The 22,185-nt window shown below is 54.6% G+C and carries 22 protein-coding genes; 8 read left to right on the forward strand and 14 right to left on the reverse strand.

Translation table 11 applies throughout. The features are described from left to right. The first annotated feature begins 17 nt into the window (after positions 1-17). A complete protein-coding gene (gene trpS, locus ACETPC_RS16925) occupies positions 18-1,019 on the forward strand; it encodes a tryptophan--tRNA ligase (protein ID WP_380183331.1) in 1,002 nt (333 codons plus the stop codon). Positions 1,020-1,070: 51 nt separating this feature from the next. Here trpS and cysG read toward each other — a convergent pair whose 3' ends face one another. From cysG to nirB, 3 genes are read right to left on the reverse strand one after another with little or no spacing between them, the layout of a single operon-like run. Further along, complete coding sequence (cysG, locus tag ACETPC_RS16930) at positions 1,071-2,435, reverse strand: siroheme synthase CysG (RefSeq protein ID WP_380183333.1); 1,365 nt, start codon at positions 2,433-2,435, stop codon at positions 1,071-1,073. Positions 2,436-2,490: 55 nt separating this feature from the next. Further along, the gene (nirD, locus tag ACETPC_RS16935) at positions 2,491-2,814 is read right to left on the reverse strand and encodes a nitrite reductase small subunit NirD (protein WP_380183335.1); all 324 of its coding nucleotides are present in this window, start codon (positions 2,812-2,814) and stop codon (positions 2,491-2,493) included. Further along, positions 2,814-5,345: a nitrite reductase large subunit NirB gene (gene nirB / locus ACETPC_RS16940; protein WP_380183337.1), complete on the reverse strand. Its 2,532-nt coding sequence runs from the start codon at positions 5,343-5,345 to the stop codon at positions 2,814-2,816. Before nirB ends, nirD begins: the two co-directional genes overlap by 1 nt. Before the next feature lie 217 nt (positions 5,346-5,562). Here nirB and ACETPC_RS16945 point away from each other — a divergent pair, with 217 nt between their 5' ends. Continuing rightward, positions 5,563-6,843: a cytosine deaminase gene (locus ACETPC_RS16945; protein ID WP_380183339.1), complete on the forward strand. Its 1,281-nt coding sequence runs from the start codon at positions 5,563-5,565 to the stop codon at positions 6,841-6,843. A 273-nt stretch (positions 6,844-7,116) separates the two neighbouring features. Here ACETPC_RS16945 and tsgA read toward each other — a convergent pair whose 3' ends face one another. Next, complete coding sequence (gene tsgA, locus ACETPC_RS16950) at positions 7,117-8,298, reverse strand: MFS transporter TsgA (protein ID WP_380183341.1); 1,182 nt, start codon at positions 8,296-8,298, stop codon at positions 7,117-7,119. 41 nt (positions 8,299-8,339) lie between these two features. Next, positions 8,340-8,567: a hypothetical protein gene (locus ACETPC_RS16955; RefSeq protein WP_380183343.1), complete on the reverse strand. Its 228-nt coding sequence runs from the start codon at positions 8,565-8,567 to the stop codon at positions 8,340-8,342. Here ACETPC_RS16955 and ppiA point away from each other — a divergent pair. The 4 genes from ppiA to ACETPC_RS16975 all read left to right on the forward strand — a co-directional run bounded on the left by ppiA (position 8,566) and on the right by ACETPC_RS16975 (position 11,686). Continuing rightward, positions 8,566-9,138, forward strand: a complete 573-nt coding sequence (gene ppiA, locus ACETPC_RS16960; RefSeq protein WP_380183345.1) for a peptidylprolyl isomerase A — start codon at positions 8,566-8,568, stop codon at positions 9,136-9,138. The two genes, ACETPC_RS16955 and ppiA, sit on opposite strands and share 2 nt — an antisense overlap. A gap of 74 nt (positions 9,139-9,212) precedes the next feature. Beyond that, entirely contained in the window at positions 9,213-9,773 is a 561-nt protein-coding gene (locus ACETPC_RS16965) for a putative adenosine monophosphate-protein transferase Fic (protein ID WP_380183346.1), read from the forward strand. A 33-nt stretch (positions 9,774-9,806) separates the two neighbouring features. Beyond that, positions 9,807-10,382, forward strand: coding sequence for an aminodeoxychorismate synthase component II (locus ACETPC_RS16970; protein WP_380183348.1), 576 nt, complete (start codon positions 9,807-9,809; stop codon positions 10,380-10,382). Between the two features lie 86 nt (positions 10,383-10,468). Next, positions 10,469-11,686 (forward strand): aspartate aminotransferase family protein, encoded by a 1,218-nt coding sequence (locus ACETPC_RS16975; RefSeq protein WP_380183349.1) that lies wholly within the window; start codon positions 10,469-10,471, stop codon positions 11,684-11,686. A 60-nt stretch (positions 11,687-11,746) separates the two neighbouring features. Here the strand turns inward: ACETPC_RS16975 and ACETPC_RS16980 are convergent, their stop codons facing one another. From ACETPC_RS16980 to ACETPC_RS17020, 9 genes are all read right to left on the reverse strand, one after another. Next, entirely contained in the window at positions 11,747-12,253 is a 507-nt protein-coding gene (locus ACETPC_RS16980) for a type II toxin-antitoxin system YafO family toxin (protein ID WP_380183351.1), read from the reverse strand. Further along, positions 12,250-12,453: a hypothetical protein gene (locus tag ACETPC_RS16985; RefSeq protein ID WP_380183353.1), complete on the reverse strand. Its 204-nt coding sequence runs from the start codon at positions 12,451-12,453 to the stop codon at positions 12,250-12,252. Before ACETPC_RS16985 ends, ACETPC_RS16980 begins: the two co-directional genes overlap by 4 nt. Positions 12,454-12,601: 148 nt before the next feature. Then, a complete protein-coding gene (locus ACETPC_RS16990) occupies positions 12,602-14,680 on the reverse strand; it encodes a YccS/YhfK family putative transporter (protein ID WP_380183355.1) in 2,079 nt (692 codons plus the stop codon). Between the two features lie 56 nt (positions 14,681-14,736). Then, positions 14,737-15,369 (reverse strand): cAMP-activated global transcriptional regulator CRP, encoded by a 633-nt coding sequence (gene crp, locus ACETPC_RS16995; RefSeq protein WP_017803012.1) that lies wholly within the window; start codon positions 15,367-15,369, stop codon positions 14,737-14,739. Between the two features lie 382 nt (positions 15,370-15,751). After that, positions 15,752-16,621 (reverse strand): phosphoribulokinase, encoded by an 870-nt coding sequence (locus tag ACETPC_RS17000; RefSeq protein WP_380183358.1) that lies wholly within the window; start codon positions 16,619-16,621, stop codon positions 15,752-15,754. 93 nt (positions 16,622-16,714) lie between these two features. Beyond that, positions 16,715-18,130, reverse strand: a complete 1,416-nt coding sequence (locus ACETPC_RS17005) for an SH3 domain-containing protein (protein WP_380183360.1) — start codon at positions 18,128-18,130, stop codon at positions 16,715-16,717. Positions 18,131-18,140: 10 nt separating this feature from the next. Further along, a complete protein-coding gene (locus ACETPC_RS17010; RefSeq protein WP_380183362.1) occupies positions 18,141-18,938 on the reverse strand; it encodes a DUF1460 domain-containing protein in 798 nt (265 codons plus the stop codon). 199 nt (positions 18,939-19,137) lie between these two features. Next, a complete protein-coding gene (locus ACETPC_RS17015; protein WP_336144251.1) occupies positions 19,138-19,353 on the reverse strand; it encodes a YheU family protein in 216 nt (71 codons plus the stop codon). Next, on the reverse strand, positions 19,322-20,344 hold the full coding sequence (locus ACETPC_RS17020) for a hydrolase (protein WP_380183364.1): 1,023 nt from the start codon (positions 20,342-20,344) through the stop codon (positions 19,322-19,324). The genes ACETPC_RS17015 and ACETPC_RS17020 overlap by 32 nt, the downstream gene beginning before the upstream one ends. Positions 20,345-20,428: 84 nt before the next feature. On the opposite strand from ACETPC_RS17020, the gene ACETPC_RS17025 reads away from it, so the two are divergent. Both ACETPC_RS17025 and tauA read left to right on the forward strand, forming a co-directional pair. Beyond that, entirely contained in the window at positions 20,429-21,031 is a 603-nt protein-coding gene (locus tag ACETPC_RS17025) for a LysE family translocator (protein WP_380183366.1), read from the forward strand. A 173-nt stretch (positions 21,032-21,204) separates the two neighbouring features. Beyond that, positions 21,205-22,182: a taurine ABC transporter substrate-binding protein gene (tauA, locus tag ACETPC_RS17030; RefSeq protein WP_380183368.1), complete on the forward strand. Its 978-nt coding sequence runs from the start codon at positions 21,205-21,207 to the stop codon at positions 22,180-22,182. The last annotated feature ends 3 nt before the right edge of the window (positions 22,183-22,185 follow it).

The raw sequence follows: 22,185 nt of genomic DNA on the forward strand, positions 1-22,185 counted from the left end.
AGACCAGGAAGAAAAAGATGAAACCCATCGTATTTAGCGGCGCGCAGCCTTCCGGCGAACTGACCATCGGTAACTATATGGGTGCGCTGCGTCAGTGGGTCAACATGCAGGATGACTACCATTGCATCTACTGCATTGTCGATTTACATGCCATTACGGTACGCCAGGATCCGGCGGCGCTGCGCAAGGCCACGCTGGATACGCTGGCGCTCTATCTGGCCTGCGGCATCGATCCGCAAAAAAGCACTATCTTCGTCCAGTCGCACGTGCCGGAGCACGCGCAGCTGGGCTGGATCCTGAACTGCTACACCTATTTTGGCGAGCTGAGCCGCATGACGCAGTTCAAAGATAAATCCGCCCGCTACGAAGAGAACATCAACGCGGGTCTGTTCGACTATCCGGTGCTGATGGCGGCGGATATTCTGCTTTATCAGACCGCGCAGGTGCCGGTTGGCGAAGATCAGAAACAGCATCTGGAGCTGAGCCGCGATGTCGCTGCCCGTTTCAACGCGCTTTATGGCGATGTGTTTAAGGTACCGGAGCCGTTTATTCCGAAATCCGGCGCGCGCGTAATGTCGCTGCTGGAGCCGACTAAAAAGATGTCCAAGTCAGACGATAACCGTAATAACGTTATCGGCCTGCTGGAAGATCCAAAGTCGGTAGTGAAGAAGATCAAACGGGCGATGACCGATGGCGACGAGCCGCCGGTAGTGCGTTACGACGTAAAAAATAAAGCAGGCGTTTCTAACCTGCTGGATATTCTTTCCGGCGTGACCGGCACCAGCATCCCCGAGCTGGAAAAACAGTTCGAAGGGCAGATGTACGGCCACCTGAAGGGCGCAGTTGCCGAAGCGGTTTCCGGCATGCTGAGCGAACTGCAGGAGCGCTACCATCGTTATCGCAACGACGAGGCTTTCCTGGAGCAGGTGATGCGCGATGGTGCGACCAAAGCTCGCGCCCAGGCGCAGGAAACACTGAAAAAAGTATATGAAGCCGTAGGCTTTGTAGCTCAGCCGTAACGGCTAAAAGCGGTGTCCGGAGATCATCGGGACGCCGCTTTTTTTAGTGGCCTAAAACCAGCGCAGGCGATCCCGCAGTGCCACCACGCGGCCTACAATAATCAGCGATGGGCTTTGTGCCTGTTCCGCCAGCATCGCCAGTCGATCCAGACTGCCACTGAATACTCGCTGCCGGGTTGAGGTGCCATTTTCTACCAGCGCCACCGGCATTTCGCCGCTCATGCCGTGCGCCATTAGCTGCCGCTGGATTTCCGTCGCCTGCGACAGGCCCATATAAAATACCAGCGTCTGCTTTTCCGCCGCCAGGTTCTGCCAGTCAAGCGCCCCCTCTTTTTGTACATGTCCGGTGACCAGCCTCACGCTCTGCGCATAGTCGCGGTGGGTCAGCGGAATGCCACTGTAGGCCGAGCAGCCGGAAGCGGCGGTAATACCCGGCACCACGGAAAAAGGCACGCCCGAGCCTGCCAGCGCCTCCAGCTCCTCCGCGCCGCGCCCGAAGATAAAAGGATCGCCGCCTTTCAGCCGCACCACGCGTTTTCCCTGCTTCGCCTGCTCCAGTAGGATTTGATTAATCGCCGCCTGGGGAACGCAGTGAAAGCCCGCGCGTTTGCCGACGAAAATCCTTTCTGCATCTCGCCTGACCAACTCCATCACCTCATCCGAGACCAGTCGATCGTAAACCACCACGTCTGCCTGCTGGATCTGCTGTAGCCCTTTCAACGTCAGCAGCCCCGCATCGCCAGGCCCTGCGCCGACCAGCACCACTTCGCCGCGCGTTGCCAACGGCTCGCTGAATAGCGTCTCGGTCAGCTGCTGCGCGCGATCCTCATCGCCATTGGCGAGGGTTTGCGCCAGCCTGTCGTGCTGAAAAAGCTTTTCCCAGAAGCGCCTGCGCTGCGCGGGTTGTTTAAATGCCGCTTTGACCCTTGGCCGCAGAACGCCAGCCCAGGCGGTGATTTTACCCAGGTGCTGCGGCAACAGTGCTTCAATTTTTTCACGCAGCAGACGAGCCATTACCGGCGCGGCGCCCGCGCTGGAAATAGCCACCAGCAGCGGTGAGCGTTCGACCACGGAAGGCATAATGGCGCTGGCGAGTTCAGGCGCATCGACCAAGTTGCAGAATACCCGACGGGCCTCGGCGCAGGCGCTGATCTGCTGATTCACTTCCCGATCGTTTGTAGCTGCGACCACCAGCCAGCAGTCGTCGATTAGCTCCGGCGCGAAGCGCTTCTCCAGCAGTGTTAATTTGCCGGCCTGCTGCCACTCATAGAAGGGCGATGAAAAAACTGTGGCGCAGACGCGCAAATCCGCGCCAGCCTTTAGCAGCAAACGCGCTTTACGTTCAGCCACGTCGCCGCCGCCGACCAGCAGCACGGTTTTACGATGTAAATCGCAAAAAAGAGGGAAATAGTTCACGGGATTGCCTGCAGAAAAAGGGCCGCAGAGGCGGCCGCAAAACAGAGAGAAAGGCTCAGATTGCCACTTCAACGATGCCATCGCGCACTCTGGCGGGCCAGGCGGGTATGGAATAGCTCTCGTCTTCCATACACAGGCCATCGCTCAGGCGAAAACGCTGCTTTTTCAGCGGGCTGGCGACCCACAGCGCCTGCTGGTGCTCCGCGATAATGCCGCGGGAAAGCACGCTGGCCTGGGCAAAGGGATCGATATTGCTCAGGGCGAACACCTCTTCGCCGACGCGTGGGCGAAACAGGGCGACCTGCATGCCAGCCACCAGTGCGCAAACGCCGGTATCGGGCTGAATATTTTCCAGCGGACAAACGCGATGCCAGCTCATTACTGTTCCTCCATCAAAATCACGGGAATACGCTCTTCAGGCCGCGCGGGCCGATGCTGCTGACGTTCCGTTGCTTTTTGCACCAGCGGATCGCGCTTATCGCTGTTAATAAAGTGGCTGAAGCGGGCAAGCCGCTCTGGCTGTGCCAGTGTCTCGCGCCATTCGCAAACGAAGCGTTCGCGCAGCCGGGCCAGATCTTCTTCCAGCTGTTGGTTAAGGCCCAGCTTGTCGTTGATAATCACTTCCCGCAGATAGCTGATGCCGCCGTCCAGGCTCTCCAGCCACAGCGAAGTACGCTGAAGCTTGTCCGCCGTACGGATGTAAAACAGCATAAAGCGGTCAAGATAACGGATCAGCGTCTCTTTATCTAAATCCGCCGCCAGCAGATCGGCGTGGCGCGGTTTCATGCCGCCGTTGCCGCAGACGTACAGATTCCAGCCTTTCTCCGTGGCGATAACGCCCACATCTTTGCCCTGAGCCTCCGCGCATTCGCGGGTACAGCCGGAAACGCCGAACTTCATCTTGTGCGGCGTGCGGATGCCTTTGTAGCGGTTTTCCAGCTCTACGCCCAGCCCTACGGAATCACCGACGCCGAAGCGGCACCAGCTGCTGCCTACGCAGGTTTTCGCCATGCGCAGCGCTTTTGCATAGGCGTGGCCGGTTTCGAAACCGGCCTCAAGCAGCGCCTGCCAGATCGCGGGCAGATCGTCTTTATGCGCGCCAAACAGGCCGATACGCTGCGAGCCGGTGATTTTGGTATAAAGCCCGTAACGGTGGGCTATTTCCCCGACCGCGATCAAACCGGCCGGTGTGATTTCGCCGCCTGCTGAGCGCGGGATCACGGAATAGGTGCCATCTTTTTGGATATTGCCAAGGAAGTTGTCGTTGCTGTCCTGCAAAGGCACCAGCGGCGGCTGAAGCGCATAATCGTTCCAGCATGAAGCCAGCAGCGAAGCCACGGTAGGTTTGCAGACCTCGCAGCCGTAGCCGCGGCCATATTTGTCCAACAGCTGCGCGAAGGTTTTGATTTCCTCAACGCGGATCAGGTGATACAGCTCCTGGCGTGAATAAGGAAAATGGTCGCAAAGGTGGTGGTTGACCGCAATGCCCTGGCGGCTTAGCTCTGCATTGAGCACCTGAGTCATCAGCGGCACGCAGCCGCCGCAGCCTGTGCCTGCTTTGGTCTCCGCCTTCAGCGCCGCGACCGTATGGCAGCCGTTCTGGATCGCCATTACCAGATCGCCTTTGCTGACGTCGAAACAGGAGCAGATTTGTGCCGTCTCCGGCAGCGACTCGACGCCCAGCGCGGGCTTGCTGCCTGCGTAGGCTGGCAGGATCAGCGTATCGGGATTTTCCGGCAGTTCGATGCCGTTCAGCATCAGCTGCAGCAGGTTGCCATAGTCGCTGGTATCGCCGACCAGCACCGCGCCAAGCAGCGTTTTATTATCGGCGCTAACTATCAGGCGCTTATAAATTTCTTTATTCTCATCGAGGTAAACATAGCTGCGTGCGCCTGCCGTACGACCATGAGCATCGCCTATGCCGCCGACATCCACGCCCAGCAGCTTGAGTTTGGCGCTCATATCCGCGCCGGTAAAGGCGTTCTCCTGGCCCAGCAGGCTATCCGCAGTTACCTGAGCCATCTTGTAGCCTGGCGCGACCAGACCGTAAACGCGGCTTTGCCAGGCGGCGCATTCACCAATCGCATAAATATCTTCATCCGAAGTGCGGCAGCAATCATCAATCGCTACGCCGCCGCGCGGGCCGATAGCCAGACCCGCTTCTTTCGCCAGCTTGTCCTGAGGACGAATGCCGGTCGAGAACACGATAAAATCTACCGTCAGCTCGCTTTCATCGGCGAACTGTAAAATTTTTCCGCCAGACGGGCCGTCGATAATCTGCCGGGTGTTCTTGCTGGTATGCACAGCGACACCCATGCCTTCGATCTTTTTCCGCAGCAGTTGCCCGCCTTGAGGATCGAGCTGTTCCGCCATTAGCACCGGCGCAAACTCCACCACGTGCGTTTCCATACCTAAGCTTTTCAGCGCGCCAGCCGCTTCCAGTCCCAGCAGCCCGCCGCCGATAACCGCGCCGCTGCGGCTGCCGCGCGCACAGGCTTCGATAGCGTCCAGGTCTTCAATGGTGCGATAAACAAAACAGTTTTTGCCTTCTGCACCCTTGATGGGCGGCACCCAGGGATAAGAACCAGTCGCCAATACCAGCTTGTCGTAGGCTACCGCCCGGCCTTTATCGGAATAAACCACCTTTTCCTGTCGGTCTATAGTTAAGACTTTTTCACCAGTTAGCACGCTTATCTTGTGCTTTTCAGCAAAGCCTTCCGCCACCAGCGACAGCGTCTCGGCGCTGTGGTGGCTAAAATAAGCGGAAAGATGGACGCGATCGTAAGCCACGCGGGGTTCTTCACAAAAAACGGTAATCTCGAACCGATCCGGCGCGGCTTTTTCGGTCAGCTCTTCCAGCAGGCGGTGGCCTACCATACCGTTGCCAATAACAACGAGTCGGGTGCGCATTGTTGCCTCACGTCATAAAATAATGCCGCTACAATAACGCGCAAAACTCCAGAGTTATTGATGTATATCAAGTCGTTTTTTAATTACCCCTTTATGGGTAGAAGGCTGATTTTTAAGCTTTTTCAGGTAACTTATGGATTTTGCTGGTTTTGCTGGCTCTCGCTGCGCGGTAAAGGGTGGTATGGTTAAAAAACCACTGGCGTTAAGGAGCGTCTCTATGCAGGCTATTCCACTGAAAAGCATTCATCATGTTCGTTTACCGTGGCGCGAGGGGCTTTGGCAAATAGCCATTCGCGACGGCAAAATCGCGTCAATTTCACCTCAGGCGCATGGCGCCGCTCCGGCAGATTCGCTGGATGCGGAAGGTGGACTGGCTTTTCCGCCGTTTATCGAGCCGCATATCCATCTTGATACCACACAGACCGCTGGCGAACCCGCCTGGAATGAATCCGGCACGCTGTTTGAAGGCATTGAGCGCTGGGCGGAGCGTAAAGCGCTGCTCAGTCATGAGGATGTAAAAACTCGCGCACGGCAGACGCTAAAATGGCAGATAGCTAACGGTATCCAGCATGTGCGCACGCATGTGGACGTTTCCGACCCTTCGCTGACCGCGCTGCGAGCTATGCTCGAGGTAAAAAGCGAAATGGCGCCCTGGGTCGATATCCAGATTGTCGCTTTTCCGCAGGAGGGGATCCTTTCCTATCCTGACGGTGAAGCCTTGCTGGAAGAGGCGCTGCGGCTCGGCGCGGACGTGGTCGGCGCTATCCCACACTTTGAATTTACCCGTGAATACGGCGTGGAGTCGCTGCATAAGACTTTTGCGCTGGCGCAAAAATATCAGCGGATGATCGACGTGCACTGCGACGAGATCGACGATGAGCAGTCGCGCTTTGTTGAGACGGTGGCGGCGCTGGCGCTACGGGAAAAAATGGGCGCGCGCGTCACCGCCAGCCATACCACGGCGATGCATTCCTATAACGGCGCCTATACTTCGCGCCTGTTCCGCTTGCTGAAGCTTTCCGGCATTAACTTTGTTGCCAATCCGCTGGTCAATATTCATCTTCAGGGCCGCTTTGACGACTATCCCAAACGGCGTGGCGTCACGAGGGTGAAAGAGATGCTGGCGGCGGAGATTAACGTCTGCTTCGGCCATGATGACGTCTTCGATCCCTGGTATCCACTGGGCACGGCCAATATGCTTCAGGTGCTGCATATGGGGATGCACGTTTGCCAGCTGATGGGTTATGGCGAACTGGATGAAGCCATTAAATTAATCACCCATAACAGCGCCCGAACGCTGCAATTAACGGACTACGGTATCCAGAGCGGCAACAGTGCGAACCTGATTATTCTGCCTGCGGAAAGCGGATTTGATGCGCTGCGGCGGCAGGTGCCAACACGTTATTCAATTCGTCAGGGAAGGGTAATAGCGCAAACGCAGCCTGCGGCCAGCACTATCTACTTAGCACAGAGCGAAGAGGTTCATTTTCGGCGCTGATAAAAAAGACCGGTAAATCGACCTGTGAGGTTGAGGACAAACCCTTGAGCGCGTTTAAACCTGTGACAGAGCAGCAGAGGCAGATCGGAACACGGACACGCTGTAAATACATCCGTGTAAGCTCGGTTGGCGCGTCCATGCGCCAAACGGTCCGCTTATCCGCTCAGCCTCTGCCGCTATCAAGCTGCAGAGTTGCTGTAAAAAAACAGATGTTCACTCAAGCTTTTTTAGCTTTGTCAGCAGTCTGAAGGCCGGTAAACCGGCCTTTCAATATTAATGCGAGGACATATGGCCGTGCAGCTTGTGCTTGCTGACAAAGCCCAGCAGCAGACACATCACAAACACCACGGCATAAAGCATATTGGCAGTGAACAGCGCGGCATGAGCGCCGTGTTTATCCACGATTGGGCCGGTCACCACGAAAGTCAGCATGGTGCCAACGGTGCCGCAGGTCAGAATAAAGTTCACCAGTTTAGGCGAAGAGACTTTAGTCTGTAGCGAGCCCAGGGTGATGATAGTGGTGTAGATAGCGCTGGAGAAGAAGCCCAGGCTCATCATAATCCACTTCAGCATCGAGGCGTCGCTGCTGCTAATAAACCAGTACATCAGCGCCGTAGCCAGCAGCGCCAGCAGCGTAACAATACGCTGAGGATCGAAAAAGCGCAGGATAGCGCTGAACGCCCACATGCCGATCATATAGGCCGTCCAGAAGTTACCTACCAGCGCGCCAGCCTGGGTCAGATCCATGCCCATGCTTTTAGTGGCGTACAGCGGCACCCAGCCAATAAAGCCCAGCTGGCCGAGGATATAGCAAAGCGCGGCGATTGACAGAAACAGCACGCCAATGCCCCATTTCTCTTTTTCCACGTTTTGCATGGCGGCTTTTTTGCCCAGCACGGGAAACTCAAAGCAAAGCGCCAGCACAAAGATAACCAGGTAGATTACGCCGATACAGGCGTAAACCCAGTACCATGGCAGCGAACGCGCCAGCAGCGCGGCGGCGATAATCGGGAAAATAGTGCCCGCCATGCTGAAGAAGGAATCGGTAAACAGCAGGCGTGAACCGCGCTGACGTCCTTCATACAGATGAGTGATCAGGAAAGTACCGATCGACATAGTGATGCCGCTGACCACGCCCAGCACAAACATACAGAGCGAAAAGACGCTTAGCGAGTGGCTGGTCATCAGACCCAGCACCGAAAGCACCATCAGCACAAAACCGAAAATCAGTTGACGGCGGAGCGGCACGATTTCCATCAGCCAGGCATTAAGAAAAACGGCAACCAGAATGCCGGCGTTAAGGAAAGTAAAGGTGTTGCTCATCTGCGCTACCGGCAGATGAAAATAGTCAGCGATATTCTCCAGCACCATACCGGTAACGATTACTACCGCGCCGGTTAGCGCATAGGAGAAGAAGCTGATCCAGGTTAGCCCGATTCGATCGCGATTTGTCATTAGTGTGGCCCGTGGAGTCAAAAAATCGTGAGGCAGGACGCTCACGCCAAGCGCGGGCAGTTTAGCTGGATTCGTGATCTGCTTAAATAAATAATGAAAACTTTCTCGCCGATTTCAGGATTTTCGTGATGAATATCACCGTTTTTCCCCTGGCGAAAGCGTTTGCGTGGCGTTAAGGCACGTAAAAAAAGGTAAAACGCTGGCGCGCGGGTAAGCGCCTCTTTACAATCAATTTTCGGCCTGTAGCCCTTAAGTAAGGAATCTTTCATGTTAAAACGTACTTTGACGGCGGTTGCCACCGTGTTTGCGTTATCCACGCTCTCCGCTTCCGCTCTGGCGGCAAAAGGAGATACGCACGTGCTGCTGACCACCTCCGCTGGCAATATTGAGCTGGAGCTCAATAACCAGAAGGCCCCGATTTCTACGAAAAATTTCGTTGATTACGTCAACAGCGGTTTCTACAACAACACCGTATTTCACCGTGTAATCCCTGGCTTTATGGTGCAGGGCGGCGGTTTTACTGCGGATATGCAGCAAAAGCCTACTAATGCGCCGATTAAAAACGAGGCGGATAACGGCCTGCTGAACAAGCGCGGCACCATTGCTATGGCCCGCACCGCCGATAAAGACAGCGCGACCAGCCAGTTCTTTATTAACGTGGCGGATAACGCCTTCCTGGATCACGGCCAGCGCGATTTCGGCTATGCCGTTTTCGGTAAGGTTGTTAAAGGCCAGGACATTGCCGATAAAATCGCTCAGGCGCCGACTAAAAACGTTGGCCCTTATCAGAATGTGCCAATGAAGCCGATTACCATTCTCTCCGCGAAAGTCCTGCCTTAACTCTCCGCCTGGGGGATTGCTGCTTATACTTAACAAAGCGTTATTGCGGCAATCACCCCATTCAAGGAGAACTCATGTCCAGAAAGCTCACCGACAAACAAAAAAACACGCTCTGGCAGCAGCGTCTGCCGGCCAACTTCCTGGCGAGCTTTTTACTGACGGGCTCTTTGCCCGAGCTGGGCACGCGCAATCCGGGTTTGCCTCATCTGCGGGCGATGCACCGCGCGCTGTTTCACGATGTGCTGGAAGAAGCGGGCGAACTACGCGAAGTTGATATCGCTATCGGCGATACGCCATGCTGCCATTTTGAATATATCGAAAAAGAGGGCAACGCGCTGATGCAGGCGCTTGAAGAGGAAAACGGCCTGGCCGATTTGCCGCTGGACCGCATGGCGGAAAGGCTGGCCTGGTACTACTGCGAGCTAACCGTGCTGCATCCTTTTCTGCGCGGCAACGGGCGCGCCCAACGTCTCTTTTTTGAACAGATCGTTATTCACGCAGGCTGCGATATCCAATGGAGCCTGATCGATGCCGAAAGCTGGCAGGCGGCCGTTAAGGCGAGTCTGGCAGGCGATTTGACGCTGCTGGAGGCTGCTTTTGGCAAAGTGATAAGCGAACGGGATGAAAACACGTAGAATAGCGGCGTTTCTTTTTTTCCCGGAGCCCGCATGCTGCTGCTGATCGATAACTATGATTCTTTCACCTGGAACCTTTACCAATATTTTTGCGAGGCGGGCGCCGAGGTTCTGGTTCAGCGTAATGATGAGCTGACGCTGGAGCAGATTAGCGCGCTGCGGCCCGATCGGCTGGTGATTTCGCCGGGCCCTTGCACGCCCAACGAAGCCGGTATCTCATTGGCGGCAATTCGGGAATTCGCCGGTAAAATACCTGTTCTTGGCGTTTGTCTGGGCCATCAGGCGATAGCCCAGGCTTTCGGCGCGCGCGTGGTGCGGGCGCGTGAGGTGATGCACGGAAAAACTTCGCTTATTGAGCATAATAACAGCGGCGTTTTTACCAATCTGAATAATCCGCTCAGGGTAACGCGTTACCATTCGTTAATCGTGGAGGCCGCCTCTTTGCCCGATGATTTTGAAGTCACCGCCTGGTCGCTGCGCGACGGACAGCCGGATGAAATCATGGGCCTGCGCCATCGTTATCTGCCGCTGGAAGGCGTGCAGTTTCATCCGGAAAGCATCCTTAGCGAACAGGGACACCCACTGCTGGAAAACTTCCTCAAACAATAAATTCGGTTGCCTTTAACTGATTTTTTATGCATATTTCGTGATTATAATTTCACGTACCGGTAACGTAAAAAAAGGTGAGGTTGGCAATGGCAGCGGATAAATTAACGGTAACGCGCTCAACGTTTGATGAGGTTATTTTGCCTGTTTATGCACCAGCGCAGTTTGTGCCGGTCAGGGGCAAAGGCAGCCGCGTCTGGGATCAGCAGGGCAAAGAGTATATCGATTTCTCCGGCGGCATTGCCGTAACCGCGCTGGGCCACTGCCATCCTGCGCTGGTGGAGGCGCTCAAAACCCAGGGCGAAACCCTGTGGCACACCAGCAACGTCTTCACCAACGAACCTGCGCTACGTTTGGCCAGCAAGCTGATCGCCGCTACTTTTGCCGAGCGCGTTTTCTTCGCCAATTCCGGCGCGGAAGCCAATGAGGCCGCTTTTAAACTGGCTCGCTACTATGCCACCAAACGCCATTCGCCGTTCAAAAGCAAAATTATTGCATTTCATAATGCCTTCCACGGCCGCACGCTGTTTACCGTGTCTGTCGGCGGCCAGCCAAAATATTCCGACGGCTTTGGCCCCAAGCCTGCCGATATCGTCCACGTACCCTTTAACGATCTCGATGCGGTAAAAGCGGTGATCGACGATCATACCTGCGCCATCGTGGTTGAGCCGATTCAGGGCGAAGGTGGCGTAACGCCTGCAACCCCGGAATTTATGCAGGGACTGCGTGAACTGTGCGACCAACACCAGGCGCTGCTGGTGCTGGACGAAGTGCAAAGCGGCATGGGACGCAGCGGCAAGCTGTTTGCTTATGAGCATTATGGCGTGCAGCCAGATATTCTCACTACCGCCAAAGCGCTGGGAGGCGGTTTCCCGGTCAGCGCTATGTTGACCACTAACGAGATTGCTTCGGTCATGGCGCCGGGCGTGCACGGCACGACCTATGGCGGCAACCCGCTGGCCTGTGCGGTCGCGGAAGCGGCGCTGGATATCATTAATACCGAAGAGGTGCTGAACGGTGTGGAAGCTCGCCGCGAACAGTTTGTCACCTCGCTGAAAGCGCTGGACGCTGAGCTGGATCTGTTCAGCGATATTCGCGGCAAAGGGTTGCTGATCGGCGCTGCACTGAAGCCGCAGCATGCAGGTAAGGCGCGCGATATCCTGAACGCCGCCGCAGCGGAAGGCGTGATGATACTCAACGCCGGTACGGACGTGATACGTTTTGTCCCGTCGCTGGTGATTGAGCCGACCGATATTGAAGAGGGGATGAAGCGCTTCGCCGCCGCGGTGAAAAAAGCGCTGGCTTAAGATAATGAGGCTGGAGGCTTCAGCCTCCACCTGAATCTGGCCGGGAAGATACGGGCTGCTTCAGGCGCCCCAAATTGCTGTATTCCAGAGATTACAGTGTTCGGTCAGAGGCATAGGTTTAGCCCCCGTCTTTTCATAAAAAAAGTCTGCTCTGACCATTAGCTTTTCCATAAAAGAATCTGATTTTACGGTTTTGTGTGCATTGTGCAGAATGGCAAGCAGACAAGCGTCACGATTTACATTGACGGCATAAACCAGATAAATATCGCTTACTGCCTTTTGCGTACGCTTTGTGCGCGTGGTCCAGACAAGTTTTGTTCCAGCCGGACCATAAGCGTCGGTAAATATTTCAGGTAACAGATGAGCATGACGAATAGAGGTAGTTAATATGCCTGAAGGAGAGCGAAACGGCGTATCTTTACCAAAAGAAGGATGGAAGCCTGTTTTCCAGTAGATTTTAAATGCTTTTTTAAACTCATAAAGTTCTGAAGAACCCGTAGCCTGTTCGGCTACCATTTTTTCTTTATAAAGTCTGTCCAGATAAACGCTTCCTTGCAAGGACGTCATGCCAGATAGGTCTCATCTTCCGACGAATTTTTTGGTCCGCTTTGCTGTAAGGCCTCGATAAACCAGGACGAAAGTTCCCGACCTTTGTCGTCAGAAATTGATGGCGTTTTAACGTAACTATCTGGTTCTGGTCTTTTTCTTTTAATCTCTGCAGCCCATAACTGTTGCGCCGCAGAAGACATTTTATGTGCAACAGGCATAAGTCCTCCTGAATTTATATACCTTTGTAGTATACATTATCGCCAGAGTTAAACATATCCCGATGGTTTTTGACGAGTAAAAAAGGGAGATCTCTGACTTTATGGAAAATATAACCTGTTTATTAGTAATGCTTTTTATATAGCTTTGTCAGCCCGACCTTCTTAAACGCCGCGATAGCCAGCGGCCGTGGTGCGGGCGGTTGCTCCAGGCCAGCGAAGAAATGGTATGCATCGCCGCAAGATGCTCCAGAATCCTCTTTACGTGTCTTTCCATAATAGTCATCGGCCCCCGTTCGGGCGTGATCTGGGTATCCAGCGCGCTGCTGCCCGAGCTGGGGCCGTCATACTCCAGCCGCTGCTGACAGCGCTGTAGCTCTATTTCGCAGGCCTGTAGATAGCGTTCCGCCAGCTGCGGCGTCAGCATGGTATGTTCGCGCGCCAGAATAGTCATAGCGTTGATATGCTCGACGATAAACTGGCTGTGCGTTATCCATAGTTTCATATCAGCCAGCCAGTCGGCATTAAAACCCGGTTCCTGCATCGCCTGATTCAACGAGTTAAACAGCGCATTGTGAGCCTGGTTAACGCGCATACGCTGCCAGGCAAGTTTCTGCGGATTTTGCTCATCGCCCAGCAGCTTTTGCAGCGCTTCCTGATAGGTTTCCAGCGCGTCGTGCGCATTCTGCCGCAGCAGGCCGCTTTGCCACTGCGGCCATAGCCAGATCATGCCGCCAAAAGCGATCAGGCAGCCCATCAGCGTATCCATCAAGCGCGGCAACAGAAAGTCGGCGCCGTTCAAAGCTAATAGCTGCAACGAATACACCGCCGTAACGGTAAAGCCGATAGTGGCGATGCCATAGAATTTACGGATCACCAGATAGCTTGCCAGGGTAATGGTCAACATCACCAGCAGCACCGCCGATTCCGCTACCTGAAAGCGCAGCGTGAGCGCGGCTATGATCAGCCCGGCGAGCGTGCCTAATGCCCGGTGCTGAATGCGGACTCGGGTCGCGCTGTAACCGTTCTGGCTGACGAACATCACCGTCATCAGGATCCAGTAAGGTTTGGGCAGATTAAAAAACAGCGCCAGCGAACTGGCAAAGGCCAGCATTACGGCAAAGCGGGCAGCGGTGCGCAGCGCGGCGGACTTCAGCGACAGGTAGCTCTTAATGGCGGACAGCAGCGGCAGGCGCTTTTGTCGGTCGGCCATCAGATCGCGTTGATAAAGCGGGCGCTGGGTGCGCAGTACGCGGGCGATGCGGCTAAAATGCCAGGCGCAAAAGCTGCCGACCGGATTATCGGGATGCTGGCGGGCAATTTTCTCCAGCGCCTCAAGCTGTTTGTCCAGGCTGAATCGTTCAGGCAGGCGGTGATAGAGGATATCATCCGCCAGCTCGCGCAGCCTGGCGGCAATGCTCTGCGCATTCCAGCGTATTACCGCTTCGGCATGGCTTTGTTCCACCAGCTTTTGTACCTCTTCCGGCTGATGCAGGCTGACGGCGATATGCTCCTGCAAATCCAGGGCAACCTGAAAAGCGCGGGTAAGCCGCTTATGGTGATTATCATTGCTGGCGGCAAGCATATGCATCTGCTGATAGCAGGTGTTGATCAGATCGACCGCTTTTTGCTGGCGGGCCAGCAGCGGCGGCAGCGCTTTTTCCGGATCGGCGAGCTGCGTTAGCAGGCTATATTTGGCTTCGCAGTAGCCTGCCAGCTCGCGGTAGAGAAGGCTAAGCGTTTCCCGCATCGGCTGCTCTTTCCACAGCCAAAACCAGAACCAGTTAAAAAGGCCGTACCAGACGGTGCCGAGAATATAGAGCGAAGGCGGCTCCCAGATCGGCATGCGGCCAGCCAGGCTCAGAGTAAAAATCCCGGCAATCAGCGCGCCGGGCAACAGCCTGCCGTGCAGCGGGCTGATTTCACCGGTTACGCCCAGCAGCATCGCCATCGCAAACAGAATAACGGGCAAGGGCACGGCGCGATCGCCCAGATACTGCACCAGAAAGCTGCTGAAGGCGAAAAGGGCGCCGCCGATAATCAGGCGTTTAAAGAAGCGTTTATGCGGCGTATCCAGCCCGGCGATATTGCAGCAGGCCGGCACCAGCGAGAACAGCAGGCCGTTTTGCAGATTGCCCAGCAGCCAGCCGACGGCAACAGGCAGGCATAACACCAGCGTCTGGCGCAGGGCGTAATTGACTTCGGGATGATAGATAATGCGGCGCCACATAATTCAACCAGCTGAAAAGGCGCAACAGAGCCATTGCGCCATACAATCAGAGCGGCTTAGCGTGTACCGTAAACGACGATGGTCTTGCCGTGCGCCGAGATCAGGTTTTGATCTTCCAGCATTTTCAAAATACGGCCGACGGTTTCGCGGGAGCAACCGACGATTTGGCCTATCTCCTGGCGGGTAATCTTAATTTGCATCCCATCCGGATGGGTCATAGCATCCGGCTGTTTCGCCAGGTTCAGCAGCGTCTGTGCGATACGGCCCGTTACATCCAGGAAAGCTAAATTGCCTACTTTCTCGGAGGTGACCTGAAGGCGGCGCGCCATCTGCGAAGAGAGACGCATCAGGATATCCGGGTTGACCTGGATCAGCTGGCGAAATTTCTTGTAAGAGATCTCTGCCACTTCGCAGGCCGTTTTGGCCCGTACCCATGCGCTGCGCTCCTGACCCTCTTCGAACAGGCCCAGTTCGCCAATAAAGTCGCCCTGATTAAGATAGGAAAGGATCATCTCTTTGCCTTCTTCATCCTTGATCAGCACCGCTACCGCGCCCTTGACGATGTAGTAGAGGGTTTCTGCTTTCTCACCCTGGTGGATCAGCGTGCTTTTGGATGGATACTTATGAATATGGCAATGTGACAGGAACCATTCAAGTGTCGGGTCTGTTTGCGGTTTGCCGAGAACCATTCGCTGTTATCCTCTGTTGTTATCGTGCCTAAATACAGGGGCAGAGTTCCCTGACAGGCGTTGAAATAGTCAAGCGCTTCCCATGCAGGAAAGTTATTCGGCTCTCTGTTGAGGGCCGGGCTCATTATGTCGTCCCGTTTCGTCTGGTCTTGTAGAGTACTGACGAAATACAGCCTTGTTTGTAGCACAGCTTTGCATGGGTGTCTTGTGTTGTCTCGCTTCAGCATAGCGGGAAATCTGCCGCCGCGCCTTTTTCGTTCTCTGCAACCGGACGCGGCTTAACTGAATGAATTAGGTGAAGTTGTTACATGAACCCGGATAGCACAAAGCGCGCAAGCCCTGTTTTTGAGAGAAACCTCAAGGAGGCGAACAGGACGCTGCCTTAATGGATCTCTTTGCCTTCTATCAACCGCTTAACCAGCGGGCCGACAATCAGCTCCATCGCCAGCCCCATTTTGCCGCCCGGCACCACCAGCGTATTGATATGTGAAATAAAAGAGCCTTGCAGCATCGCCAGTAGGTAGGGAAAGTCGATGTTTTCCAGTGCCTGAAAATGGATCACCACCAGGCTTTCGTCGAGCGAAGGAATGCCCCGCGCGGCGAAAGGGTTAGAGGTATCTACGGTCGGCACGCGCTGGAAATTAATATGGGTACGGGAAAACTGCGGCGTGATGAAGTTGATGTAATCCTCCATTGAGCGCACCACCGAATCCATTACCGCTTCACGCGAGTGGCCGCGTTCGCTGGTATCGCGCACCAGCTTCTGGATCCACTCAAGGTTGACAATCGGCACCACGCCTACCAGCAGATCGACATGCTGTGAAACGTTGTGCTGCGGCGTGACAACACCGCCATGCAAACCTTCATAAAACAGCACGTCGGTAGGTTCCGGCAACGGCTGCCACGGGGTAAAAGTGCCGGGCACCTGATTCCAGGGCACGGCTTCGTCATAGGTATGCAGATATTTTCTGGACTGGCCGCTGCCGCTGCGGCCATATTCCGCGAAGGTTTGCTCCAATAGCGCGAAGTCATTGGCTTCCGGGCCAAAATAACTGATATGGCGGCCCATATCGCGCGCTTTACGGATAGCCATATCCATTTCAGGGCGGGTATAGCGATGGAAACTGTCGCCTTCCACTTCCGCCGCATGCAGATTCAGCTGCTGAAAAATTTTGCGAAAGGCCAGGCTGGTGGTGGTGGTGCCTGCGCCGCTTGAGCCGGTTACGGCAATCACTGGATGTTTGGCGGACATAAGCGGATTCCTTTGGACATTATGCCGCCATTGTTAGCACGTTTTGCCGCAGCCTGTCATCTTCTGCCCGGCCGTCGGCACCGCGCCAGGCTGTTACTCTATAAAAGTCAGGGTGAATAACGGTTTATCGGCAAGCGATTGCAGGCTGGTATCTTCCGGATAGCTGGCCAGCAGCGGGAAAAACACGGAACCGCCGATAATGCTTCTGCCCGGCCGTGGCTGCGTGTGCAGACCCCACAGGTTTTGGTAAGTCATCGGCACCACTTTGCCATCCAGCGTGGCGTTGCCAATATAAAGCATAATATGGCCGTCAATATGGATTAGCGTGGTAAAGGGTTTACCGTGCTGCTGCAGGTAGTTGAGCCGCGTCGCTACATCTTCCTTACTTAGATCAACCACTCTGCCGCTGGCCGCCTGTGCATCGGAATTTCTCGGCAGAAAGATGCCGAAAGGCATCAGCAGGCTGCGTAGTTCGGCTGAGCAATCGTTATAAAAGTTGTAATTGCCCCAGCCGTAGGGTTTGCCCCGCATAGACTTAATCAGATAAGCGATATTTTTTGGCGTCATCTTAAGCGGCATGGCGGCTACTTCGTCCGGGCTGGCGCTAAGCCATTTGATCCGTGCGCTGCCGTCTGTTTGTTTAACCGGGATAGCGATGGAGAAGCCCGTTTGCTGCTGGCGGAGAGGTAAAATCGTGCCGGGCCTGGCGGTAAAATAGAAGTGCGTACCGTCGTTAACGGCAACCGGTTCTTTGATAAAGGCGCCGGACTGTCGCTCCGCCAGATCCCGCCAGCGGGCGACAAAATCTTCATCCACGCTGGCTACATCGTCACTTTTTACCCAAGCCTGAATGGTCGGCGTGACGATATACTTCCAGGCTTTATCGCGGCTGGTGGCCAGCACGTAGGCCGGTGTGCCGGGCCGCACTGACGAGACCTGGAGAAGATCGAAAGGAAAGCCTTGTCCCGGTTTTTGCGGGTCGTCAAAGATGGGATCGAGCGTCGGCAACGACCTGGCAAGGGTTTCCCTGACCACGATAGCTTTTCCCGCTGAAGCATCGGGAAGCGCGACCGCTGCCAAATCTTTAACGGCGTCTTTCCACTCTGCAGAAAGCTCCCGAAAGTTGAAAGCGTAATATTGCTCTGCACCAGAGAGATATTTATCGATCTGACGATCTTTCAGTTCAGCCGCTCTGTCGCTGCTGATTAGTTTATCAATCCAGATCGCGTTCCAGGGCGATTTGTCATTGAGGCCGGTGCCAAAATAGTGAGCCTTAAGCCGGGAGAAGTGGCGGGCCTGCGTGGCTGCATCCAGTACCGGGACTTCGCTTTCCGGTGAGAAAAAGGGGATCCATTTATTAATATCCTGTGAATAATTGTCCAAAGGAAAAAGGGTGTTTTCCTTACCGGCGGACGGAGGCTGTATCGGGTTGTTGTTAAGACGGCCTGAAGAAGTATGGCAACCCGCCAGCAGCAAAGTAAGTAACAGAGAAACCGTTTTAAATTTCATTTTTTACCTTTCATTGTACCGGCCGCAACACAATGATACCCGGCTTGTTTTTTACATAGTCAACAAAGGGTGAATCCACTACTTTCATGTTCGCTTTCAGCGATGAAGCATTGCGAAGCAGCGGCCCGCTGTCACCGGCAATAAATAAACCGACATGGGTGACATCCAGGCCGGGCAGATCGGTATAGATGCCGATAAAATCCCCTGTTTTGAGATTATCAATAACCTGCTGATCAACACTTTTTCCAGGAATGTAGGTGATTTCTCTTTGCTGCACGCCCAGGCCTGGTAAATACTCGCTGCCATCCGCTTTTTTATTGAGGAACTTCACCTTTACCTTATAGCTTGGGCTGATTTGAGCGGTGACATCCCTTGCATTCTGCGGTGCTTGCTCTGCCCAGTCGGTAAAAAAGTGCCTTCTGTTAAAGAAATCGACTTTGCCCTCTTTATAACGAGTGTTAATCAGATTACTGTAAAATGTGTTTTTATCGGTGGCATGACGCAAGGCATTAACGTAGTCAATAAAAGTAAAGCAATCGACACCGGTTAAATTAACCACCAGCTTCTCAGGCTTATCTTGTGAGCCGATAAGCGTATTCGCAATATAGGGAGTGTTAATAAAAGCGGCGGAAATTCTATTGATTCGCTCGCCGTCAGGTTCGCCAGCAGAGGGAATAACCTGATTTTTTAAAATAGATGCTAATTTTTGTTGCGAAGCAGAATCTATTTTAACATTAATATCCTGAGGTTTCCCGGTACAGCTGGCTAAAAAAAGGAAAAGGGTAACGGACAGAAAATGTTTTTTCATAAGGGTGCTCTTTATTTTTTTTCGTTGGCGAATTTTTATTTATCAAGCACGGGAATAGCAACTAATTTTCAGAGAAAAAACTTAACCAGTAAAATTAATGTGAGTGTATTTTAATTATGTTTTTAGCTTTAATAGGGGGGGTAAAATTTATGTTCAATTTTATGTTGTTATTCTGTCGGCCGTAGCCGACAGCAAATCCTTAACGAATCTGCCCTTTGGGCATAATATTGACGGTTTCGTGCAGCTCCGACCAGACCAGCACGGCTTCACCATTCGTTAGCTGACGCTTAACATCGTTAACTTTCTGCTCCAGCGAGCGCTCCTGCTCGCCATAGTCGGTGCCTTCCCGCAGCACAAAAGCTTCGATCAGGTTGGCGAGTGTTTCAGGATCCAGTTCTTTCCAGGGAATAATCATTGTTGTCCAGCCAGGTTGAAAGCCATTGCGGAATACGCTGCTCCAGCCACATTTGCGGCCTGCGTAGCGTTCCTCCTACGAATCCCACATGCCCGCCGTGCTGTGTAAGCTGATACTCCACGCTGGCAGGCAGCTTATGGATAGCGGGGATCACTTCGTCAGTCATAAAGGGATCGTCTTTAGCATGAATAATTAACAGAGGCTTACGCACGCCGGGCAGCAGCGGCAGGGCGCTACAGCGGCGATAGTAATCTGTCGCGTCCAGAAAGCCGTGCGCTCTGGCGGTAATGGCATCGTCAAAAGCCCGGAGTTTCTTTAGCGCCTTAAGCTGCGCTAAATCCACAGGCAGCGTGCCGGGCCAGGCGTTAAGCTTGCGGGTCGCGTTCTGCTTCAGCAAGTTTAGCAGGTAGCGCTGGTAGAAACGTGAAAAGCCCTGCTCAAGCCGCTGGCTGCAGGGTTCCAGCATCAGCGGCGCGGAGACAATAACGCCCGCATCCAGCAGGCAGGCTTCACCCTGCTTGCCCATTAAACAGCCCAGCATATTGCCACCAAGCGAAACGCCGACGGCGGCGGTAGGCGCATGGCCCCAGGTTTCACGCAGCCAGCGCAGAAAATAGCTGGCATCTTCGGTTTCGCCGGAATGATAGATGCGCCCCAGCCGATTCGGCTCGCCGCTGCAGCCGCGAAAATGCATCACTACGCCCAGCCAGCCACGCTGCTGGAAAGCCTGTAACAGTCCGTGGGCGTAAGGGCTTTGAAAGCTGCCTTCCAGACCATGAAACAGTACCACGCGCGGCTTGTGCGCGGCGCGCGCCGGATCCTCGCTCCAGGCCAGATCGACGAAATCACTGTCCGGCAAGGTCAGGCGCTGCCAGTGCGGGCGCAGCGTTATGCGGCGGCGAACCAGGCGTGGAAGAACCGTTTGTAGATGGGGATTGCTCATGCCCTTTATCGGGCGAAAAATGTTTTCCGTGGTGGCATCAAAGTTCATCGTTAAAAGGCTTCCAGGATCCTTTTCATACTGTTAGCTTCAGGAGGTTCGTTTCCGATCGGGAATAAGGAGCACCCGTTTCATATGGAACTAAGTCTGTTTCTCTCTATGCTGGGTTTTCTGTGGGTCGCCGCTATTACGCCAGGCCCTAATAATATGTTACTCACCGCCTCGGGCGCCAACTTTGGTTTTCTGCGTTCGCTGTGGCTGCTGATCGGCATTATGATCGGCATGCAGGTAATGCTGCTGCTGGTGGCTTTCGGCATCGGCGGCCTGATCCTGCTTTATCCCTCTCTTCATCTTTTCCTCAAGGTAGCGGGCAGTATTTATCTGCTCTGGCTGGCATGGAAGATCGCCACGGCAAAATATGAACGGCTGGAAACCGGCGAAGCGCCGCCCGCGCCGATGCCGTTCTGGCAGGGCGGCTTGCTGCAGCTGATTAACCCCAAAGCCTGGCTGATGGCGCTGGGCGCGGTGGCCAGTTTTAGCCTGCCTGGCGAAGCTTATCGCGGCTCCGTATTGGCTATTAGTTTCGCCATGGCGCTGGTGAACCTGGTTTCCGGGCTGATCTGGCTGGGGTTCGGCTCGCTGATTGGCCGCATCCTGCGCAGTCGCCGTGCCTGGACGATCTTTAACGTTTCGATGGGCGTTCTTACCGCGGCCTGCGTCCTGTTAATCTGGCGCTGATCGGAAGCCAGCGTACTAACGCTGGCTTTTTGCCATTTTCCGGCAATAAACTGCCGTTTTTCTTCTAAGGATTTATCGTTATATCCGATAATTTTTAATTACTTTATCGCGCTTACGGCTCTCGGTTACAAAGGCGTTATTCACCTTTATAACAATAATGACCGGAGCAAAGCATGGCGCGTAAACTCACTCTTTCACTGCTGGCCGCAACCCTTTCCCTCTCTGTGCTGAGCGCGCAGGCTGTCGACGTTACCGTGGCCTACCAGACTTCAGCGGAACCGGCCAAGGTTGCCCAGGCCGAAGATACCTTCGCTAAAACCAGCGGCGCTAAGGTCGACTGGCGTAAGTTCGACAGCGGTGCCAGTGTGGTCAGGGCATTGGCTTCCGGCGATGTGCAAATCGGCAATATCGGCTCCAGCCCGCTGGCCGTAGCCGCCAGTCAGCAGGTGCCCATTGAGGTGTTTCTGCTCGCCTCGCAGCTTGGCGACTCCGAGGCGCTGGTCGTTAAAAAGAGCATCAAAGATCCAAAAGATTTAATCGGCAAACGTATCGCCGTTCCTTTTATCTCCACCACGCACTACAGCCTGTTGGCCGCACTGAAGCATTGGGGCATTAAGCCCGGTCAGGTGCAGATTGTTAACCTTCAGCCGCCGGCAATTATCGCTGCCTGGCAGCGCGGGGATATTGACGGTGCCTACGTTTGGGCGCCTGCCGTCAACGAGCTGGAGAAAGAGGGTAAAGTGCTGACGGATTCCGCGCAGGTCGGCAAATGGGGTTCGCCAACGCTGGATGTCTGGGTGGTGCGCAAAGACTTCGCTCAGCAGCATCCGGATGTGGTCACCGCTTTCGCCCGCAGCGCCCTGAATGCGCAAAAAGCCTATCTCGACAACCCAGAACAGTGGCTGAAAGATGGCGACAACCTCAGCAAACTTTCGCGTCTGAGCGGCGTGCCGGAGCAGCAGGTTCCCGGTCTGGTGAAAGGCAACACTTACCTGACCGCACAGCAGCAGATCGAACAGCTGGGCCAGCCGGTAGATAAAGCCATCGGCGACACCGCGCAGTTTCTGAAAGAGCAGGGCAAAGTGCCGCAGGTCGCCAGCGACTACAGCGGCTTTGTTACCGACCGCTTCGTCAAAAACCTCACGCAATAAGGA

The organism is Pantoea sp. sgz302252, from assembly GCF_042610525.1.
In the GTDB taxonomy this organism is placed as follows: Bacteria; Pseudomonadota; Gammaproteobacteria; order Enterobacterales; family Enterobacteriaceae; genus Erwinia.